The organism is Solimicrobium silvestre (genome assembly GCF_002976435.1).
Taxonomy (GTDB): Bacteria; Pseudomonadota; Gammaproteobacteria; order Burkholderiales; family Burkholderiaceae_D; genus Solimicrobium; species Solimicrobium silvestre.
Window position 1 is genome coordinate 122,251 of the sequence record NZ_PUGF01000004.1, and the last position, 17,143, is coordinate 139,393.

The 17,143-nt window shown below is 47.5% G+C and carries 19 protein-coding genes; 10 read left to right on the forward strand and 9 right to left on the reverse strand.

Going from position 1 to position 17,143, the window contains the following annotated elements:
* The first annotated feature begins 174 nt into the window (after nt 1-174).
* Together S2091_RS06135 and S2091_RS06140 are read left to right on the forward strand one after the other, a co-directional pair.
* Nucleotides 175-552: a VOC family protein gene (locus S2091_RS06135; RefSeq protein ID WP_105530919.1), complete on the forward strand. Its 378-nt coding sequence runs from the start codon at nt 175-177 to the stop codon at nt 550-552.
* A gap of 334 nt (nt 553-886) precedes the next feature.
* A complete protein-coding gene (locus S2091_RS06140) occupies nt 887-3,154 on the forward strand; it encodes a tetratricopeptide repeat-containing sulfotransferase family protein (protein ID WP_165794926.1) in 2,268 nt (755 codons plus the stop codon).
* A 313-nt stretch (nt 3,155-3,467) separates the two neighbouring features.
* On the opposite strand, the gene S2091_RS06145 is transcribed toward S2091_RS06140, so the two are convergent.
* Nucleotides 3,468-4,199 carry a helix-turn-helix domain-containing protein gene (locus S2091_RS06145; protein ID WP_105530921.1) on the reverse strand — a complete coding sequence of 244 codons (732 nt, stop codon included), beginning with the start codon at nt 4,197-4,199 and terminating at the stop codon, nt 3,468-3,470.
* 116 nt (nt 4,200-4,315) lie between these two features.
* Here S2091_RS06145 and S2091_RS06150 point away from each other — a divergent pair, with 116 nt between their 5' ends.
* Nucleotides 4,316-5,050 (forward strand): YebB family permuted papain-like enzyme, encoded by a 735-nt coding sequence (locus S2091_RS06150; RefSeq protein ID WP_105530922.1) that lies wholly within the window; start codon nt 4,316-4,318, stop codon nt 5,048-5,050.
* 7 nt (nt 5,051-5,057) lie between these two features.
* Nucleotides 5,058-5,783 (forward strand): sterol desaturase family protein, encoded by a 726-nt coding sequence (locus S2091_RS06155; RefSeq protein ID WP_105530923.1) that lies wholly within the window; start codon nt 5,058-5,060, stop codon nt 5,781-5,783.
* Between the two features lie 100 nt (nt 5,784-5,883).
* Here the strand turns inward: S2091_RS06155 and S2091_RS06160 are convergent, their stop codons facing one another.
* The 4 genes from S2091_RS06160 to S2091_RS06175 are packed head-to-tail and all read right to left on the reverse strand — an operon-like array spanning nt 5,884 to nt 8,673.
* Nucleotides 5,884-6,498, reverse strand: coding sequence for a DUF4166 domain-containing protein (locus S2091_RS06160; protein WP_105530924.1), 615 nt, complete (start codon nt 6,496-6,498; stop codon nt 5,884-5,886).
* Between the two features lie 33 nt (nt 6,499-6,531).
* On the reverse strand, nt 6,532-7,209 hold the full coding sequence (locus S2091_RS06165) for a class I SAM-dependent methyltransferase (protein ID WP_105530925.1): 678 nt from the start codon (nt 7,207-7,209) through the stop codon (nt 6,532-6,534).
* A 19-nt stretch (nt 7,210-7,228) separates the two neighbouring features.
* Nucleotides 7,229-8,218, reverse strand: a complete 990-nt coding sequence (locus S2091_RS06170) for an acyl-CoA desaturase (protein WP_112886591.1) — start codon at nt 8,216-8,218, stop codon at nt 7,229-7,231.
* 44 nt (nt 8,219-8,262) lie between these two features.
* Nucleotides 8,263-8,673 (reverse strand): DCC1-like thiol-disulfide oxidoreductase family protein, encoded by a 411-nt coding sequence (locus S2091_RS06175; RefSeq protein ID WP_207769643.1) that lies wholly within the window; start codon nt 8,671-8,673, stop codon nt 8,263-8,265.
* A gap of 81 nt (nt 8,674-8,754) precedes the next feature.
* Between S2091_RS06175 and S2091_RS06180 the strand changes: the two genes are divergently transcribed.
* The 6 genes from S2091_RS06180 to S2091_RS24770 all read left to right on the forward strand — a co-directional run bounded on the left by S2091_RS06180 (nt 8,755) and on the right by S2091_RS24770 (nt 12,995).
* Nucleotides 8,755-9,078: a metalloregulator ArsR/SmtB family transcription factor gene (locus tag S2091_RS06180; protein WP_165794927.1), complete on the forward strand. Its 324-nt coding sequence runs from the start codon at nt 8,755-8,757 to the stop codon at nt 9,076-9,078.
* A gap of 15 nt (nt 9,079-9,093) precedes the next feature.
* Nucleotides 9,094-9,471, forward strand: coding sequence for a 2OG-Fe(II) oxygenase family protein (locus tag S2091_RS06185; protein ID WP_105530926.1), 378 nt, complete (start codon nt 9,094-9,096; stop codon nt 9,469-9,471).
* A gap of 235 nt (nt 9,472-9,706) precedes the next feature.
* Complete coding sequence (locus S2091_RS06190) at nt 9,707-10,486, forward strand: alpha/beta fold hydrolase (protein ID WP_105530927.1); 780 nt, start codon at nt 9,707-9,709, stop codon at nt 10,484-10,486.
* 141 nt (nt 10,487-10,627) lie between these two features.
* Nucleotides 10,628-11,311, forward strand: coding sequence for a heavy metal response regulator transcription factor (locus tag S2091_RS06195; protein ID WP_105530928.1), 684 nt, complete (start codon nt 10,628-10,630; stop codon nt 11,309-11,311).
* The gene (locus S2091_RS06200; protein ID WP_105530929.1) at nt 11,308-12,723 is read left to right on the forward strand and encodes a heavy metal sensor histidine kinase; all 1,416 of its coding nucleotides are present in this window, start codon (nt 11,308-11,310) and stop codon (nt 12,721-12,723) included. Before S2091_RS06195 ends, S2091_RS06200 begins: the two co-directional genes overlap by 4 nt.
* A 131-nt stretch (nt 12,724-12,854) precedes the next feature.
* The gene (locus tag S2091_RS24770; RefSeq protein WP_243405332.1) at nt 12,855-12,995 is read left to right on the forward strand and encodes a hypothetical protein; all 141 of its coding nucleotides are present in this window, start codon (nt 12,855-12,857) and stop codon (nt 12,993-12,995) included.
* 122 nt (nt 12,996-13,117) lie between these two features.
* Here S2091_RS24770 and mmsB read toward each other — a convergent pair whose 3' ends face one another.
* Genes mmsB through S2091_RS06225 form a run of 4 tightly spaced genes read right to left on the reverse strand, consistent with a single transcriptional unit; the run spans nt 13,118 to nt 17,143 of the window.
* Nucleotides 13,118-14,023 carry a 3-hydroxyisobutyrate dehydrogenase gene (gene mmsB, locus S2091_RS06210; RefSeq protein ID WP_105531042.1) on the reverse strand — a complete coding sequence of 302 codons (906 nt, stop codon included), beginning with the start codon at nt 14,021-14,023 and terminating at the stop codon, nt 13,118-13,120.
* Nucleotides 14,024-14,034: 11 nt separating this feature from the next.
* Complete coding sequence (locus tag S2091_RS06215) at nt 14,035-15,207, reverse strand: enoyl-CoA hydratase/isomerase family protein (RefSeq protein WP_105530931.1); 1,173 nt, start codon at nt 15,205-15,207, stop codon at nt 14,035-14,037.
* A complete protein-coding gene (locus S2091_RS06220) occupies nt 15,204-15,986 on the reverse strand; it encodes an enoyl-CoA hydratase (RefSeq protein ID WP_105530932.1) in 783 nt (260 codons plus the stop codon). The genes S2091_RS06215 and S2091_RS06220 overlap by 4 nt, the downstream gene beginning before the upstream one ends.
* Nucleotides 15,983-17,143 carry an acyl-CoA dehydrogenase family protein gene (locus S2091_RS06225; RefSeq protein ID WP_105530933.1) on the reverse strand — a complete coding sequence of 387 codons (1,161 nt, stop codon included), beginning with the start codon at nt 17,141-17,143 and terminating at the stop codon, nt 15,983-15,985. Before S2091_RS06225 ends, S2091_RS06220 begins: the two co-directional genes overlap by 4 nt.

Here is a 17,143-nt window from a genome sequence, read left to right on the forward strand (position 1 = left end):
AAACTAGCGGGTTTTTTTATTGTGCACGGCTTTTATTGAGTTGGTGGTTTTGAGCGAAATTTGATATTTTTTAATTTTAGAGTTAGTGTTTTTCACTTGGAATCGACGGATTCAACCGGTCAGTCGCAGAAAAATATAAATCATATCCAAACAATAAACACCTAAGGAGAACTCATGTTTGACCACGTAAAATTCGGAGTCAGCGACTATGCAGCGAGCAAAACGTTCTTTCTCAAGGCACTCGAATCGCTCGGCGTAGCTGTTGCCGCGGAGGGAGTGCCAACGTACGGTGTCGAGCTTATTAACCCAAAGAGTAAGACTTCATTATGCCTGTGCCAAACCGAGGAAAAGCCGGCGCATCTTCACTTAGCATTCACGGCCGAAAATCGCCAGCAAGTCGATGCTTTCTATCGAGCGGCCCTAGAGGCGGGTGGCAAAGACAATGGTGCGCCTGGTCTGCGCCAGCACTACCATGCGAACTACTATGCAGCTTTTGTCATTGGTCCGGACGGGCACAATGTCGAAGTGGTTTGCCACGAACCAGAGGCTTAGCAGATCCATCGAGGGGCTGCTCTCCAGCGGACTTCACCCAGTTGCGTCCACCCCTCATATCAAATGCTGAACGTCCACTATGTGAAAAAACTCACGTTCGTAAAAGGCACAGTAAGACCAATCCCCGCCCAAAAACATCAACGGCTGCCGCTCGACTTAAGCGACCATTCACGTACGCGCTTTGCATACGGTTGCCCACATCACATCGATCACAAATTACAACAATTTGACGGCCTTATGCAGTTCAAATTCTGATTTTTATGGTTCGCGCCGTACAATGCTTGGTACTCGCAACGTTCACAACTTCTCATTTGCAATCGGAAAGAGCGCCACCATGCACTCGCGTCAGAACAGCCCAAATCAACATCAAACAGAAGAGCCTTCCCAAGCCGAAATAGCCAATCTGCTGGCACTGTTTACGCAGCAGCACTACGCTGAAGCCAAAGCCTGCGCGGATAAATTAACGCACCAATTTCCGCAACACGGTTTCACATGGAAAGCACTGGGCGCAATACATAAAAAGTTAGGCAACCCTGAAGAGGCGATTACCGCGCTGACCAAGGCGACTTTATTCTTGCCGACTGACGCCGACGTGCATTACAACCTTGGGAACAGCTTTTTGGAACAAAGCAAATTATCCCAAGCCGAATCGAGCTACCGGCAGGCATTGGTGATTCAGCCTGGCTATATGGCAGCCCATTACAATCTGGGCAAGGTATATCAAGCTTCAGAAAACTTCGACGCTGCCCAAGCCAGCTACAGGATTGCTCTCTCCTTACAACCAGACTTTGTGGAAGCGCTCAGCAGTTTAGGTGTAGTCCTGCACTCCCTTGGTAAAATAGAAGAGGGAGAAATCTACTTACGACGTGCCGCTGAAATCAATCCGAACGATCCGCAAAACCACACCAATCTAGCCAATCTGCTTCAGGAACTGGGCAATACAGAACAGGCAGAGTCTTTATATCGCCAGGCGCTCAAGATTAACCCGTATTCGTGGCAGCCCATCTACAATCTAGCCAATCTTCTAATCAATCAAAAGCACTTATCCGAAGCCGAAACCATGTATGTGCAGGTGGTGCAGTTGCGGCCTGAATTTGCGGAAGCGTGGTTTAATCTGGGCAATTGCCTGTTTGCGCAAAATCGCCACCCAGAGGCGGAAATAAGTTATCGCGAAGCGCTGCGTATCAATCCAGATTATGCCGAAGCGCACAACCATCTTGGAATCGCCCTCAGAGAACAGGAGCGATTAACCGAAGCCGAACAAAGCTACCGCAACGCCTTGCGGCTAAAGCCGGACTATGTGGACGTGCATTACAATTTGGGCAATGCTCTGAGCGAGCTCGACCGCATTCCCGAAGCCGAAGTTTGCTATCACCGGGCTTTGGAATTCAACCCTGACTACGCGGAAGCGCATAATAATTTGGGTATAGCATTAAAAACGGCGGGCCGCCTCGAAGAGGCCAAACTATCGTTGGAAAAGGCGATGTCCATCAACCCGGAGTTTCTCGAACCGTACGTCGGCATTGCCTCCTTAAAGACCTATCGCGAAAACGACCCGCAAATCGCCCTGCTCGAAAAACAATTGGCCACCGTGCATGAATTGAAACCAGAAGCGCAGATACGGTTCTGGTTTGCGATCGGCAAAATGTACGAAGACTTGGGGCGCTTCGATGCATCTTTTTCTGCGTACGAGAAGGGAAACCGATTGAAATTTTCCTCAGTGACGTGGGATGAGGAGAAAGAAATTGCTTTCATCGATCGAATCAAGAAATTATTTACCAAAGTGTTTTTCGATCGTTCCGACGCCTTAGCAGACATGACAAATCGTCAGCCCACATCAAATATTGCGTCAGAAAGAACGCCGATATTTATACTCGGCATGCCGCGTTCCGGAACCTCACTTTTGGAGCAAATACTTTCGACGCATCCTAGTGTCTTTGGCGCCGGTGAGTTGGTGATCATGAAGGAAGTGATTGTGAACGCCGCGCTCAGCGAAGATTATCTGCATTATCCCGATGCCATTGCGAATTTCTCTCTGGAGCAATGGCATCAACTTGGACAAAGCTATCTGGACAAGGTATGGGAATTGGCTCCGCACTCCTCGCATATCACGGACAAAATGCCAGCCAATTTTTTGCACATAGGAATGATCCACCTGATGTTCCCAAACGCGAAAATTATTCATGCCATGCGTGATCCGATGGACTCGTGTTTCTCCTGCTATTCACGCATATTTAGCAAAAACAATCTCGCCTTTTCCTATGATCTCAATTCCCTGGGTCATTACTACAACCGCTATATCACTTTGATGGAACACTGGCATACCGTGCTCCCTGCGGGTACGATTTTGGATTGTCGCTACGAAGATCTGGTTGAGAATACCGAAGCCCAGGCAAAGCGGATTCTGCACTACATAGGATTACCATGGGATGAGCGGTGTCTTGATTTTCATAAAAACAAACGCCGCGTGAAAACTGCCAGCCAGGCGCAGGTACAGAAGCCGATCTACAAAAGCTCTGTGGCGCGTTGGAAGCATTATAAGAAGTATCTTGGTCCATTGGAGGAGCTGATAAATCGACGCAACCGTGAGCTTAACGCTTGAATAAATAGGCCACTAAGTGGCCTATTTCGTTCAGCTAAGCTGTAAAAAGTTGCATAACCATTTCGCCATTAACGTCATTCCCGCGCAGACGGGAATCCAGGAGCTCGTAAATTGAACGCTAAAGGTACTGCGTACACTGGATCCCCGCCTGCGCGAGGATGACGTTATTGCTGTTATTGGCTTAACTAAACGGCATTGCACTGAGTGGCCTATTTATTTCCATGCAGCGTGAGTGTAGCCAGCGCAGAGTCAGCACTGGAAATATTCAATAGAACAAAGGCCTGAAGAAATAATTTGTAGATTTAAATAAGTGCTACTTACGCAGCTGCTTAAAAGCATCAAATTCCCATTCCTTCATTGCCACTAACAAGCCAGTGCCGCGTTTCTTACTTAATGGGGCATCAATACACTCTTCATGCAAACTTGCCAGCTTGTTTTTTAAGCGACGTAATTCAATTTGAAATTGGTTAATTGCCGGTTCGGTCAACATGGCGTGCGCAAACTCTAAGGTCTCATTATGCTGATCATAATTACCGGATAAAAAATCATTGATACCTTGTTTAAAAAAGAATTGGCGAATTGGGCCTTTTTGCAACCAATCGAAATCACGCTTGACGCGAAGCCGTATCCGATTGGCAGGTAATAATTCAATCATACCGATTCGATCTAATACCATTAGCCTTTTAAAAATCTCTTTTTGAGATAGATCGTAGGTCGATTCAATTTCCTGAATAGACCAGTGATTCAAAATACAAACCGTGATCAATAATAACTTGGGATCCTTCACTAATTGAGCTTCTTGATCATGAGTCAGCATATTAATTTTCATGATTGAAGCCGAAGCTTCTTGCATTATTTCTGCCATCGTAAAACCAAGCAACTGACTGATTTGCGCCAATCGCTCCAGCGTAAATCGCTCACTGGCAAACAATCGCTTCACTCCCGCCTCAGACATATCAAGCTCCTTGGCAAGATCCCGATACGTCATCCCTTGTGCCTTTAGTTGACGTTTTAAGGCATTAACAATTTGAGTGATTTCGGTCATAAAAGTAGCTAATAAGTAGACTTAATGGTTAATTATAAGCAACTTACTTAATAATACAACGCATAAATATACTTCATGTCACTGTGCGCTCTCTTCCACCAATCGAAGGAGCTGACATGTTTATCAATACAAACTCATTTCACCAATCAAAATTCAATCCAATCTATGCATTCACGTTGATAGCTGCCGTTCTTTTTTATCCATTGCACGCTAATGCAGTTCAACTTCCCGATGTACAAAATCCAACGTCGCAATCTACATCAATTGACCAGATCGCTAAGACTCTCAAAGTCGGGGATTTAATCTTTATCCGCGTTTCAGCCAGGCCCTTTCGTGAAGTAGCTGACGCGACCGGAACATGGACTAATCATGTCGGCATCGTTACCGATATTGATGGCTCCGAACCATTGATTGGCGAAAGTACCTTTCCGTTTTCGCGCACGACGACATTAACTAAATTTGTCGCCAGATCTGAGCAAGGTCACGTCGCTGTCACCAGACTTAAATCTGATTTATCGCCGCAACAAATTCAAATGATTCAACGTGGTGTAAAGGAGCGCTCAGGAATTTTTTACGATACGGGCTTTAATCTTCATTCGCATAAAGAATTTTGCTCCCGATTTGTTTATGAAGTCGTGAAGGATGCGACAGGGGTCTCTATTGGAAAAATTGAAACGTTCAAAGAAATGCTGGCGAGTCGGCCGGATATTAATTTAGGATTTTGGAAGGTTTGGTATTTCGGTCAAATTCCCTGGGAAAGAGAAACCATCACCCCTGCCAGTTTATTAAATAGCCCGGAATTGAATCCGATTTTTAATGGCAACGTAGACACAACCAATCATTTAAGCTGAGGTTGCCATGTCACTGACCATTATTTTTTTCGTGTTTGCTTTTTGCTTTGTTCTGGAACGTGTTATCCCCGGATGGCACCTGCCTGAAGTAAAAACTTGGCCGTTACGCGTATTAGCAATTAACTGCGTCCAACTAGGTGTTGTCTTACTCGCTGGGATAAGCTGGGAGCGCTGGCTATCAGCGTGGTCGTTATTTCATCTATCTAACCATGTGCATCCGGTTGCTGGTGGCTTAATCGCTTACTTCATCGCCACGTTTATCTTTTATTGGTGGCATAGATGGCGCCATGAATCTAATTTTCTATGGGTCGGATTTCATCAAATTCACCATAGTCCTCAGCGCATTGAAGTCATTACTTCTTTTTATAAACATCCAATCGAAATGATTGTGAACTCAATTATTGGCAGCCTTCTTGTTTACACCTTCTTAGGATTATCACTGGAAGCCGGTGCCTTTTATACGATGCTAACTGCGCTGGGAGAATTTTTCTATCACACCAGCATTAGAACACCGCGATGGATTGGGTATTTTTTCCAGCGGCCAGAGATGCATCGCATTCATCATCAATATCAGCGTCATAAAAATAATTATGGCGATATTACGTGGTGGGACATGCTATTTGGAACATATGAAAATCCCTTGGAATGGAAAGATCATTGTGGATTTGACGATGAAAAAGAGCAGCAATTAATCCCAATGCTTCTGTACAAAAATGTTCATAGAGATGATTAATTGACAGAGAAAAGATTCACGGCAGCAGCGGTCAAGTCTACTACTTCCATAATTTATAAAGAAGCTGGAATGTTATGCTTGACCCAGAATCCGTATTATTTCAGTTTGCGATGAGCCATCCGCGATAACTCACAATCAAACCACTCAGCGCATATTTTATTTCGACATTGAAGTAGAATTTGTCATTGCTTACGTATTCAAAACTGTCACCTCCCGGGCACAGGAAACCCGGCAAAGGAATTTGTAAAAATCTCCATCTCCTCACCTCGTAGTTCAATTTTCCATTTTCTGGTACTAAAGCAATACCAAAGGTAAATGGCCCAAATCGTTCGCAGATGAGGTGTTCATATTTACCTTGTCCATTGCTAATTTCGCTTCTAAATATTTTCCCATTAAAGTTGCGTTGCCAAGATTCTGCGTCGGAAGATTTTGTAATGCATACTTCAACTGGCACATCATTGCCTTCATTGGGAAATCTAAAAATAATTAAAATGAATTTTACCAACCAGCTATTACCTCTTTTAATTTCCGCAATTCCATTAAATTTTGTCCCGGAAGGTGCATCATGCATTTGCCGTATTTGTTCAGGAAGATCACTCCATGTACTTCCAAGTGCATTACGAAATACCGATTGTGCCGACGATTCTCGTTGATCTGTATAAATAACCCGCTTGGCAAACAATGGCAGGTACCTGCCTAAAATTATTTTTTTCATTTCAGTGAGCCTGTATTTTTTAAGAGTGGATCATCAGTTAATTTTCACAGCAAAAAACGCCGTTACGCCAATGACTTCAAAATGGGTAATTTTAAAGTGGGCTTTTAAAAACTTTTCTAAGTCGATGGCACTGTCTTCGCTGTTATTGAAAACACCCAATAAATTTAGAAATGACATCGCAGGCCTAGCCAGTAAATTTTTCGGAACGCCCGTGGATAGCACCGTTGTACCGAACAAAATGCCATCCTGCTTTAACAGAGGTTTCAAGTGGAGTAATGCCTGACATTTTTGACTGATGCTCCCAGGAATACAATGCAGAACATAATTAATGCTGACTGAATCGAATTGCGGAATACTGCGTTGCATTGGTTCCAGCAAATTCTGAACGTATATTTCAGGCGCATATCGGGAAACTTTAATCTTCGTTTTTTCCAGACAAGCTTGACTGAGATCCATTAAGGCTAAGCGCGGACTAGGTGTCGCAAATTTAATTCTATTTAATAAATAACCAGTACCAACGCCAACTTCCAGATGGCTTAAGCTCACATATTTTTTATAATGCGCATCCAGCCGCTGGATAGAACTTCCCCAAGCGTACTTGGAAATAAATCCATACAAAATGAAATCGTAAATAGATAAACTGGCTTTATTAAAATATCGCTGCGAACGTTTTACTTTGGCAATGCTTAGTTCTTGGGCAATATTATTCATGATGATTTTCTTAAGTTAATTATTGTTTAAAGTACAGACGGGCCTGTATCCAACATCTATCTGCCTTATTTTTAATGTTCAGGTCGGTTGGCATATCTGATCGCAATTCGACTAGTTCTGTTCTCACAGGAAGATCATCGGGTAACCTGATATTCCATACCAGACCAATACGGCGCAGTGCGACCAATACCCACCAGCCCGGATCCCATTCTCCTGAATGAATTCCCAATCGAGCTGATCCTGGATAGGCATGATGATTGTTGTGCCAACACTCCCCCATCGTTAATAACGAAGTGAGATGAATATTGCGGCCCTGAACAGCGGCGTCGCGTACTTCATAGTGCATGCCACCGTGGTTATGCGCAAAATATCCAATCAACCAATGTCCAAAAATTCCTGCTGTCACTCGTGCACATACGCCCCAGAATACAAATCCCCAGCCACCCCAACAATAAAACAGGATGGCGATGGGCAGTTGCTGCCACATCCATGTGTATTCTAAAAATTGATAAAATCGTTGATTTAATATGGATGATTCAATGCGTATTTCCGGTGGATTGGTAAGCTCAAGTTCACAGTGAATTTGCCACCAGCCATCCGCCCAAAAAGATCTGCCATGCCGAAGGTAATCATGGCAGTTTGGTAAACGTTGCGCATAATCACGTAGTTCATGTTGGCGCAGCAATCCTAGTGGTCCAGCCAAGCCCACCAGTACGCCCAGATAGACGAAAAAAAACTCCAACCATTTTGGACATTGATAGCTGTTATGTATCAATTTACGATGACTTCCCAACGAATGTCCCAGTAATAGAACGATTCCAGTACTGATCACAAATAATATTAGTCCGGCCCAAGAAAATGTAAAAATTCCACCAACTATCGCGGCTCCTGCCATGCCCAAAAACCAGAGCGATTTGACAGGTGAATAATGAACATTCCCGATGGTTGCACATGTAATTGAGTTCGAACTTGCCCTATGATTATCCAAGCTTGCTGGTGTAGATTTCATAACAACCTCATATTAGTTTTTTAAGCAAAGAATCTGTTTGTGCATCACCTAGCCTGTTTTAAATTTTCGATATATTTAATTCCAAGCAATTTGAGCAACGCAGTTCGAAACGCCTTGCAGATTGGATAAAAAAACTTGGCACCAAAATTTGTACGGAACACGTAATAATTGATACGGTTAAAAATTCCAGAAGGCGAGCTCAGCAGCGTTAACATATGAATCGCATCTGGTCCGTAATAAATCGCCCCTTTGAATTTCAGTACCATGCCTTGGTCTATATCCAACCCTGCCCTAGTAATTTCATCCATTAATTCGCCGGAATTACGCGCATCGACCAGATGCAATTTCCCAACGGCGTCCCGGATACGGATGTATTTGCAATAAGTTTTGCAAACCGGGCATTCACCGTCGTACACCAGCCAAACATCCTCTGTCATTGGGTTGGTATTTTTCATCTGGACTCCCTGTTTTGGTCATGGTTTAATGTGACATTCGCTGCTATACTACACACTAATTAACTAATTAGCTAAATAAATATGAAGATCGATAAAATATTTGAAGCACTGGCTTCCACACCGCGCCGCAAGATTCTGGCTTATCTGTCGGAATCGTCGATGACTGCGGGAGAAATTTCTGAGCGTTTTGAAATGAGCAAACCATCGCTTTCCAAGCATCTGAAAATTCTTGAAAACGCAGATCTGATTCAAAGCGAAAAGAAAGGCCAGTTTGTACATTACAGCCTGGCTGATGATAATTTGATTGGAACACTGCACACCTGCCTGGCAACGATATGTCCAGTTGGTGGCCCTCTGGTGAGAGAAAGCGCGGCAAAAGCCAAGAAAAATGCAACTAAAACATAACGCTAAATTGAAATAATGAATAACACCTTCTCTCTAATAAAAAATTATTTCAAGACAGCATTCCGCTGGCAACGTGGCCGTCAGATGTCGGGCTATGACAAGATGCTTCTTCTGCAAAGCATGTGGCCGCTGCCGTTTGATTGCTATATTTTGAAATTTCCGGAAGGCGCTGAAATTGCCCCGCATGTTGATGCAGTCAAACAAGGCGCGCACTACCGTTTGAATATCGTTATCAAGCGTGCCGGATCAGGCGGAGAATTTGGTTGTGCTAATCCGATTTACACATCGAATCGCATCAAATATTTTCGCCCAGATGTGAGCGAGCATAGTGTTACCCGGGTCGATAAAGGCTCACGCTATGTATTGAGTATTGGATGGGTACGAGGTAAGTAACTGAAAATTATTGATGCGGAAACCCGTAAATTATCAACTTGAAAACACTATCAAAATTAATAGCGCACACATCAAAATCCCCTTGAGCACTCAAGGGGATTTTTCAATTTATGAGATTCAACCCTTTGTCATTTTTTTGTAATGATTTCGTCATAAGGCTGTTGGTGGCGGAAGCCCATACTACTAAAACACTACAGCAAGTAGTACTCCCTAAATCAAATTAAAAGGAATCATCATGAACATCGCCATTGTCCCTAAATGTGCAATAGCTGCAATTACTTCAGCTACGATTTCAGCCGTATTACTGGCGTTCACTGCATCCCCCGCCTCCGCCGCGCCTATTAATAATATTGTTCTGGTACATGGCCAGTTTGCCGATGCATCCGGCTGGAGGCCGGTGTACGACATTCTCACCAAAGACGGTTACAACGTAACGATGGTGCAAGAGCCGCTCACCTCATTGAGTGAGGATGTTGCCGCTACGGTGAGGGTATTAGCGCGTCAGCCGGGCCAGAGCATTCTTGTCGGTCATAGTTATGGTGGCGCGGTCATTACACAGGCCGGTACCGATCCGCATGTAGCTGGGCTGGTTTATATTGCCGCGCATGCACCTGACGAAGGCGAATCCACGGCTTCTAATAAAAATAAAATTCCAGGAAAAATACGCACGATAACGACGCCGGATGGATTTGTGTTTGTCGACCCCGCCCACTTCCATGAGGACTTTGCTGCTGATTTACCAGCCGATCAGGCCGAATTCATGGCCCGCTCACAAATACCTGCATCAGCCAAGGTGAATACTACGCTGATCACCAACCCCGCCTGGCGCGTCAAACCAAGTTGGTACATGGTGGCAAAACAAGACCGGGCTATCAATCCTGATCTTGAACGTATGTATGCCGCCCGCGCGCATAGCCACACAGTTGAAGTAGACGGTGCACATACTATTTATATCTCCAAACCCAATGAAGTCGCTGCGATGATCGAAGATGCTGCAAAATCACTTGGCAATTAATAACTGCATGCAGGGAGCTGACCGCCGCTGACTATTTTCAAGTAAATTGCGGCGGAACTTCATCAAGACGATTACTTCCTTTACCCCTACAATACCGAATTCCGGTTTTAACAATGAAGCTCACCGAGCAAGGAAGTTAGCATGAGAATTCTTGTCATCGAAGACGAAATCAAGACAGGTGACTACTTACACAATGGGCTAACTGAATCCGGCTATGTGGTCGATATCGCAACGAATGGAAGCGACGGGCTACACATGGCGCAGGAGTTTCATTATGACCTGATCATACTTGACGTGATGATGCCAATCATGGACGGTTGGGAGGTAATGAGAAGGCTTCAGGTCGACAATAAGCAACCTGAAACACCGGTCTTGTTCTTGACGGCTCGCGGCACGTTGGAAGATCGACTAAAAGGATTGAATCTGGGTGCGGATGATTACCTCGTTAAACCATTTTCATTTGCAGAATTGCTGGCACGAGTAAAGATCGTATTACGTCGCGGTGCTCAGGTACCGCAATCTGAAGTTCTCAACATCGCAGATTTGCAAATCGATATACCGGCCAGAAAAGTGACACGCGCTAATTCGCGCATTGCGCTGACCAATAAGGAATTCTCGCTATTACAGTTTTTTATGCAAAATCAGGGGCAGGTATTATCCAGGTCTCTTATTGCATCAAGAGTCTGGGACATGAATTTTGACAGTGATACCAATGTAGTTGACGTGGCAGTGAGGCGACTTCGTAAAAAGATCGACGACCCTTTTGAGGTTCAACTGATCCACACTGTCCACGGTGTGGGATACCGCTGCGAAGTGGAGCCATGAAAAATCAACGCCATTCTCTTTTAACTCGCTTAGCACTGCTATTTGCCGCACTCTCGTTTGTTTTGCTGGCGACTATCGGCTACACGTTGTATGCAGCATTGGTCGCTCAACTGGTAAAACGCGACGATGCTGCACTGGTGACCCGCGTAGATCAAATACGCACCTTGTTGCGCGACGAAGATATATTAAATCTGATCAAAGAAAAGCCCGAATTATTCGCCAATATGCTCGGCAATCGTGAAGCCTTGTTGATATTAAAATTTCCTGGTCAACAACCGCTCATCGAAGTGAACCCCGGGCATATCGCAGTACCTGAAATTCCACCGATGCCGGTCGGTACCGTACTAGACCTCTCTTCGGTGCGGCATTCCGTAGAAAATGGCACACCCTTTATTGTTGTCTCCACTACTGTTCAAATAATTGATCAACACCGCAACGTTCATGACTTGCAAATTACCTCAGGCCGCCTGTTAACTGAACGCACACATATGTTAATGACGTATCGCCAGCAAATAGTTGAAGTCGCTCTGATAGCAGCGTTACTGACAGCGGCGCTGGCATATTGGATTGCTTACCATAGCTTGATACCAATTCGCTGGCTGGCGGCACAAACCGGCGCCATCGGCATTGGTAATCTCTCTACACGGATAGACAGCAGTATGGCACCGCGTGAACTATTACCGCTGATTGAAGGATTCAACGCCATGCTCAATCGGCTCGAAACCAGCTTTGCGCAACTGAGCCAAGTCTCGGCGGATATGGCGCACGACCTGCGTACACCCATTGGCAATTTAATGGGGCAAACCGAAGTGGCACTCAGCCAAAAACGCAGCACCGAATATTACGAGAAATTATTGGGCTCCAATTTTGAGGAGTTACAGCGAGTGTCAAAAATGACCGACAACATGTTATTTCTCGCTCGAGCAGAACATGCAGACCACGCTATTGAGCGAAAGCAGCTGGACGTCGCCAATGAATTAGAACGGATGGTGGACTACTTTGAAGGGCTTGCGGATGAGCGTAATCTTAAACTCGAGTGGCATGGCGCAGGACTAGTGTGGGCCGACGCCAATTTACTACGCAGAGCGTTGGCGAATTTATTGTCTAATGCCGTGCGCTATGCAGATGAAGGCACGACAATCAGTTTACTGGTAAAGCAGGAGCCCGCAGGTACCAGCATGATTGTGGAAAACAGCGGCCCGACTATAGAAGCGCACCATATTGCTCGGCTATTTGATCGCTTCTATCGCGCCGATGCCTCCCGCCGCGGATCGTCGGATGCCAGCGGTCTTGGCTTATCCATTGTTCGCAGCATTATGCTGCTTCATCAAGGAACATGGGACGTAACCAGTAGCGCAGGCATTAGCTGCTTTACGCTATTTTTTCCTAAACAAAGTAACCAATACCGATAGACATATCAACGGCAAGAACACTGCAGCAACTCTCGAAGAACGGGTTGCCGCATACCCCACGCGATTTACAAAAACACGAATGCATTCGTATCAAAAGCCCATCTACAGAGGTGATCACGCCATGGATTTTCATGGATAAAGAACAAACGCTTGAAATTTCCGTTACGGGTCATTTGATCGTCAATGACGCTAATCTGGCATTGACCGCAGCGTTGAACGGGGCAGGCATTAGCTTCATTTTACGTGCGCCCAGCAACGAAGAACCCGCCTGAATTCAGATTATGAAATTAAAAACGCAGCATGATTGCTGCGTTTTGGTTGCGCTCATTTTCTTGATACGACCGATCGGTGCCTCAATAAATTTTGAGGCGCCCACGCGTAAAGCGATTTCATCCTAACTAGGTTTGTCCAGATTCGCAGGTGCAATCAGTTTCAAGATACTCGAAAAATCCAGGCTGCCTGATCCACCCTGGCTATGCAACGAATACAGATTGCGCGCCAATTCTCCCAGAGGGATGGATGCGCGGGCAGTCAGTGCAGCTTCCGCTGCCAAGCCAAGATCTTTCAGCATTAAATCGACGCCAAAGCCGCCAGCATAGTGTTTGGAAGCAGGAACGTTTTCCATCACGCCCGGATAGGGGTTGTACACTTCAAGCGCCCAGTTGCGTCCCGAACTTTTGCTCATAATGTCGGACAACACTTTCGGGTCAAGACCATTCGCAACACCCAGTGCCAATGCCTCAGAGGTTCCCGCCATCAGCACGCCGAGCAGCATATTGTTACAGATCTTGGCAGTCTGCCCGGCGCCATAGTCGCCCGCATGAAAAATATTCTTACCCATTGCAGATAGAACCGGGCGTGCCAATTCCAACGCCGCAGAACTGCCACCGACAATAAACGTCAAGGTTCCCGCTGCTGCGCCAGCTGTTCCGCCGGAGACCGGTGCGTCGATCATGCTCAACCCTTTTGCAGCAGCAGCCAGCGCTACTTTGCGCGCTACCTGCGGCGCAATTGTGCTGCAATCGATGATCAACGTCCCTTCTGGAATCTGCGCCAGAATCCCGTTCTCGCCAAGGTATAGCGATTCTACGTGCGCGCTGGCTGGCAACATTGAAATGACAATCTCTGCATTATCAAGCGCCGCAGAAGCGCTCGACGCCGGATGTGCGCCAGCTTCGACCAGACGCGCAACGGCTGCTTGCGACAGGTCGTAGACGGTTACTGTGTGACCGGCCTTGACTAGATTGTGGGCCATCGGTGCGCCCATATTGCCCAACCCGATGAATGCGATATTGCTCATAACGATATTGCTCATAATTCGGCTCCGTAAATAGGTGCAGATGGTGATGTGTGTTCGAGGTTTTTCAAAGGATGTGCTGCCCATGCCGGTTCAGCAAAAAAACCTTCCAGCCATGTGTGGCTGACTTGCTCCAGCGATGCCGGTTGCCAGCGCGGACTGCCGTCTTTATCGATCAGCAAAGCGCGTATACCTTCGGCAAAATCCGGACGTGCGGCGCAATGCAGCGCGACGATATATTCCATGCGAAATACATCGGCAAGCGGCTTAGACGCTGCGCACTGTTGCAATACCATGGATAGTTGTGCAGAACCGGGAGAGCCGCCCGCCAGCGTCGCCGCCGCTTTAGCCAACCAAGGGCTGGTGCCGGCTGCGGCGTGAATTTCAGCTGCAATCTCGGCAACTGAGGTTCGATCACAGAGCGCATTGATCGCGGCAAAATTCTGCTGCAACATCCCGGCTTCGGCCAGCGTCGGATCAGCAAACTGACGCAAAACCTGAGAGAGAAAACTGTGATTATCATCAGCAAATTTATTCCACGATTGCTGTAGCAAAGCGGCGAACACAGCATCTTTATTTGAACGCACCAAGGCATAATCGGCCAGCCCCACAAACAGGGCATCGGCAGCACGCACCTGAGTTGCTGTCAGCGCCAGGAACAGGCCGATTTTTCCGGGCATGCGCGACAATAGCCAGGAGCCGCCCACATCAGGGAACAGGCCTATCGATATTTCCGGCATCGCCACCCGCGTCTGTTCTGTGACTACGCGATGACTGGCACCGGCCATCAGACCGACTCCGCCGCCCATCACGACACCGTCGCCCCAGCACAGCACCGGTTTCGGAAAAGTGTGGATCAGATAATCGAGCCGGTATTCATCCGCAAAAAATTCCATTGCATACGCATTAGCGCTGACATCGTCACGTTCGGCAGAACTGTGATGCGCACGCATGGCCCGATACAGGTTTTGCAGATCGCCGCCCGCGCAAAACGCTTTTTCACCTGCAGCCTGTAAAACGACAAATGCAATCCCGGTATCAACTGACCACGCGGCAAGGCGTTCAGTGAGCAAATGCACCATCTCCAGTGACAAAGCGTTGAGCGATTTTTCCGCGTTTAACGTAGCGATGCCGATACGCATGCCGTTTGCGGCACTGCGCTCTTCAAACAGTACCGGCGCACTCATGCGTTGCTCCAACGGGCTGGCCGTTTTTGCAGAAATGCATTTACGCCTTCTTGTTGATCATACGAATCGAACAAATCAATAAAGGCTTCGCGTTCTAGCGGCAGCATATGCGCAAGCGGTGCGTGACGAGCACCTTGTATCAATTTCTTGCAAGCGGCAATGCTGGTCGGGCTTTGTTTGTCGGTCATTTTTGCCAGCTCAAGAGCGCGTGCACGGGCTTCGCCGGTCTTGGTAATTTCTTCAATTAAACCGATGCGCAGTGCCGTGTCAGCATTGATGCGCTCTCCTAGTAACACCATCCGTTTGGCCCAGCCTTCACCAACCAGCCAGGCCAAGTTCTGCGTGCCGCCAGCACAAGGCAATAATCCGACCGATGCTTCCGGCAAGGCCATTTGCGCTTGCGATTCTGCGATGCGGATATCGCACGCCAGTGCGCATTCGAGCCCGCCGCCCATTGCATAACCGTTGATGGCAGCAATCGACACACCACGAAATTGCGATAGGGCTTCAAATGCTTCGCCAAATCGACGCGCCATTTCACGAGCCATGGCTTTGTCGCCGTCGGCAAATTGCTTCAGATCCGCTCCCGCAGAAAAGAATTTTTCTCCCTGACCGGTAATCACCAGGCTGACTACATCACGCCTTGCATTCAGATCGTGCACCAGTTGCGTAAGCGCCATCAGGCCGTCACGCGTGAAGGTGTTGGCGGAAGGGTTAGTCAGAGTAACGAGGGCGGTGTGTCCTTCGATCTCCAGTTGCAGATTGGTATAGTCACTCATCGGATATCTCCTATCATTATGGTTTCAAGAAATTTACGGGCGATGATGCTGCGCATGATTTCGTTGGTGCCTTCCAAAATCTGATGCGCGCGGGTATCACGTACCAGACGCTCCAGCGGGTATTCGCGGATGTAACCGTTACCACCATGGATCTGTAATGCGTCGTTACAGATCTGGAAACCGATATCGGTCGCCAGCCGTTTCGCCATCGCGCAATACGCCGTGGCGTGCGGCGCTTTGGCATCCAACTTGGTGGCGGCCAGCCGCACCATATGTCGGGCGGCCACCAGATCGGTCAGCATGTCGGCCAGCTTGAACTGGACTGACTGAAAGTCGGCCAGTGCCCGTCCAAACTGCTTGCGCTCTTTGACATAAATCTGCGCGGCATTGAGTGCGCCTTGCGCGGCACCGACCGAACAGGTGGCTATGTTGATGCGCCCGCCGTCCAGTCCACGCATCGCAATCCGGAAACCGTCACCAAGGTCGCCGAGCAGATGATCGGCAGGTATCCGCACATTTTCAAAAAAAACGGAACGCGTAGGTTGGCTGTTCCAGCCCATCTTCTCTTCCTTGCGACCGAAGCTGATACCGGGCGTATCGGCTGGTACGGCGAAGGCAGAAATACCGGTTGCGCCCGAGCCGCCGGTGCGTGCCATCACAACCAGCAATGCGCTGACTCCGGCACCGGAGATGAAGGCCTTGGAACCATTCAGTACATAACCATTGGCTACCGGTTCGGCGCGGGTCTTGAGGCTTGCGGCATCAGACCCGGAACCAGCTTCAGTCAAACAATACGAGGCGAATTCGCGTCCGCTGGTCAATCGTTTGCCCCAGCGTTTGCGCAGCTCCTCTGTTCCCCATTCGCACAGCATCCAGGTGGCCATATTGTGGATGGTGAGATACGCGGTAGTGGACGGATCAACCGCGGCCAGTTCTTCAAAAATAATGGCCGCGTCAAGCCGAGAAAGACCGAGCCCGCCCTCCTCCTCGGGTGAATAAATGCCGCAAAAGCCGAGTTCTCCGGCATGGCGCAGCGCATCAATTGGAAAGGTGCAATTTGCATCCCACTCCGCAGCATGCGGCGCCAGCTCACCGGCAGCGAAATCGCGTGCCGATTGCTGGAACGCGAGCTGTTCCTGTGTCAGTTCAAAGTCCAT

What these genes read in the sequence shown, in the direction of transcription:
- S2091_RS06135 (WP_105530919.1), top strand. Translation starts at nt 175, where the DNA reads ATGTTTGACCACGTAAAATTCGGAGTCAGCGACTATGCAGCGAGCAAA.
- S2091_RS06140 (WP_165794926.1), top strand. Translation starts at nt 887, where the DNA reads ATGCACTCGCGTCAGAACAGCCCAAATCAACATCAAACAGAAGAGCCT.
- S2091_RS06145 (WP_105530921.1), bottom strand. Translation starts at nt 4,199, where the DNA reads ATGACCGAAATCACTCAAATTGTTAATGCCTTAAAACGTCAACTAAAG.
- S2091_RS06150 (WP_105530922.1), top strand. Translation starts at nt 4,316, where the DNA reads ATGTTTATCAATACAAACTCATTTCACCAATCAAAATTCAATCCAATC.
- S2091_RS06155 (WP_105530923.1), top strand. Translation starts at nt 5,058, where the DNA reads ATGTCACTGACCATTATTTTTTTCGTGTTTGCTTTTTGCTTTGTTCTG.
- S2091_RS06160 (WP_105530924.1), bottom strand. Translation starts at nt 6,498, where the DNA reads ATGAAAAAAATAATTTTAGGCAGGTACCTGCCATTGTTTGCCAAGCGG.
- S2091_RS06165 (WP_105530925.1), bottom strand. Translation starts at nt 7,209, where the DNA reads ATGAATAATATTGCCCAAGAACTAAGCATTGCCAAAGTAAAACGTTCG.
- S2091_RS06170 (WP_112886591.1), bottom strand. Translation starts at nt 8,218, where the DNA reads ATGAAATCTACACCAGCAAGCTTGGATAATCATAGGGCAAGTTCGAAC.
- S2091_RS06175 (WP_207769643.1), bottom strand. Translation starts at nt 8,673, where the DNA reads ATGAAAAATACCAACCCAATGACAGAGGATGTTTGGCTGGTGTACGAC.
- S2091_RS06180 (WP_165794927.1), top strand. Translation starts at nt 8,755, where the DNA reads ATGAAGATCGATAAAATATTTGAAGCACTGGCTTCCACACCGCGCCGC.
- S2091_RS06185 (WP_105530926.1), top strand. Translation starts at nt 9,094, where the DNA reads ATGAATAACACCTTCTCTCTAATAAAAAATTATTTCAAGACAGCATTC.
- S2091_RS06190 (WP_105530927.1), top strand. Translation starts at nt 9,707, where the DNA reads ATGAACATCGCCATTGTCCCTAAATGTGCAATAGCTGCAATTACTTCA.
- S2091_RS06195 (WP_105530928.1), top strand. Translation starts at nt 10,628, where the DNA reads ATGAGAATTCTTGTCATCGAAGACGAAATCAAGACAGGTGACTACTTA.
- S2091_RS06200 (WP_105530929.1), top strand. Translation starts at nt 11,308, where the DNA reads ATGAAAAATCAACGCCATTCTCTTTTAACTCGCTTAGCACTGCTATTT.
- S2091_RS24770 (WP_243405332.1), top strand. Translation starts at nt 12,855, where the DNA reads ATGGATAAAGAACAAACGCTTGAAATTTCCGTTACGGGTCATTTGATC.
- mmsB (WP_105531042.1), bottom strand. Translation starts at nt 14,023, where the DNA reads ATGAGCAATATCGCATTCATCGGGTTGGGCAATATGGGCGCACCGATG.
- S2091_RS06215 (WP_105530931.1), bottom strand. Translation starts at nt 15,207, where the DNA reads ATGAGTGCGCCGGTACTGTTTGAAGAGCGCAGTGCCGCAAACGGCATG.
- S2091_RS06220 (WP_105530932.1), bottom strand. Translation starts at nt 15,986, where the DNA reads ATGAGTGACTATACCAATCTGCAACTGGAGATCGAAGGACACACCGCC.
- S2091_RS06225 (WP_105530933.1), bottom strand. Translation starts at nt 17,143, where the DNA reads ATGGACTTTGAACTGACACAGGAACAGCTCGCGTTCCAGCAATCGGCA.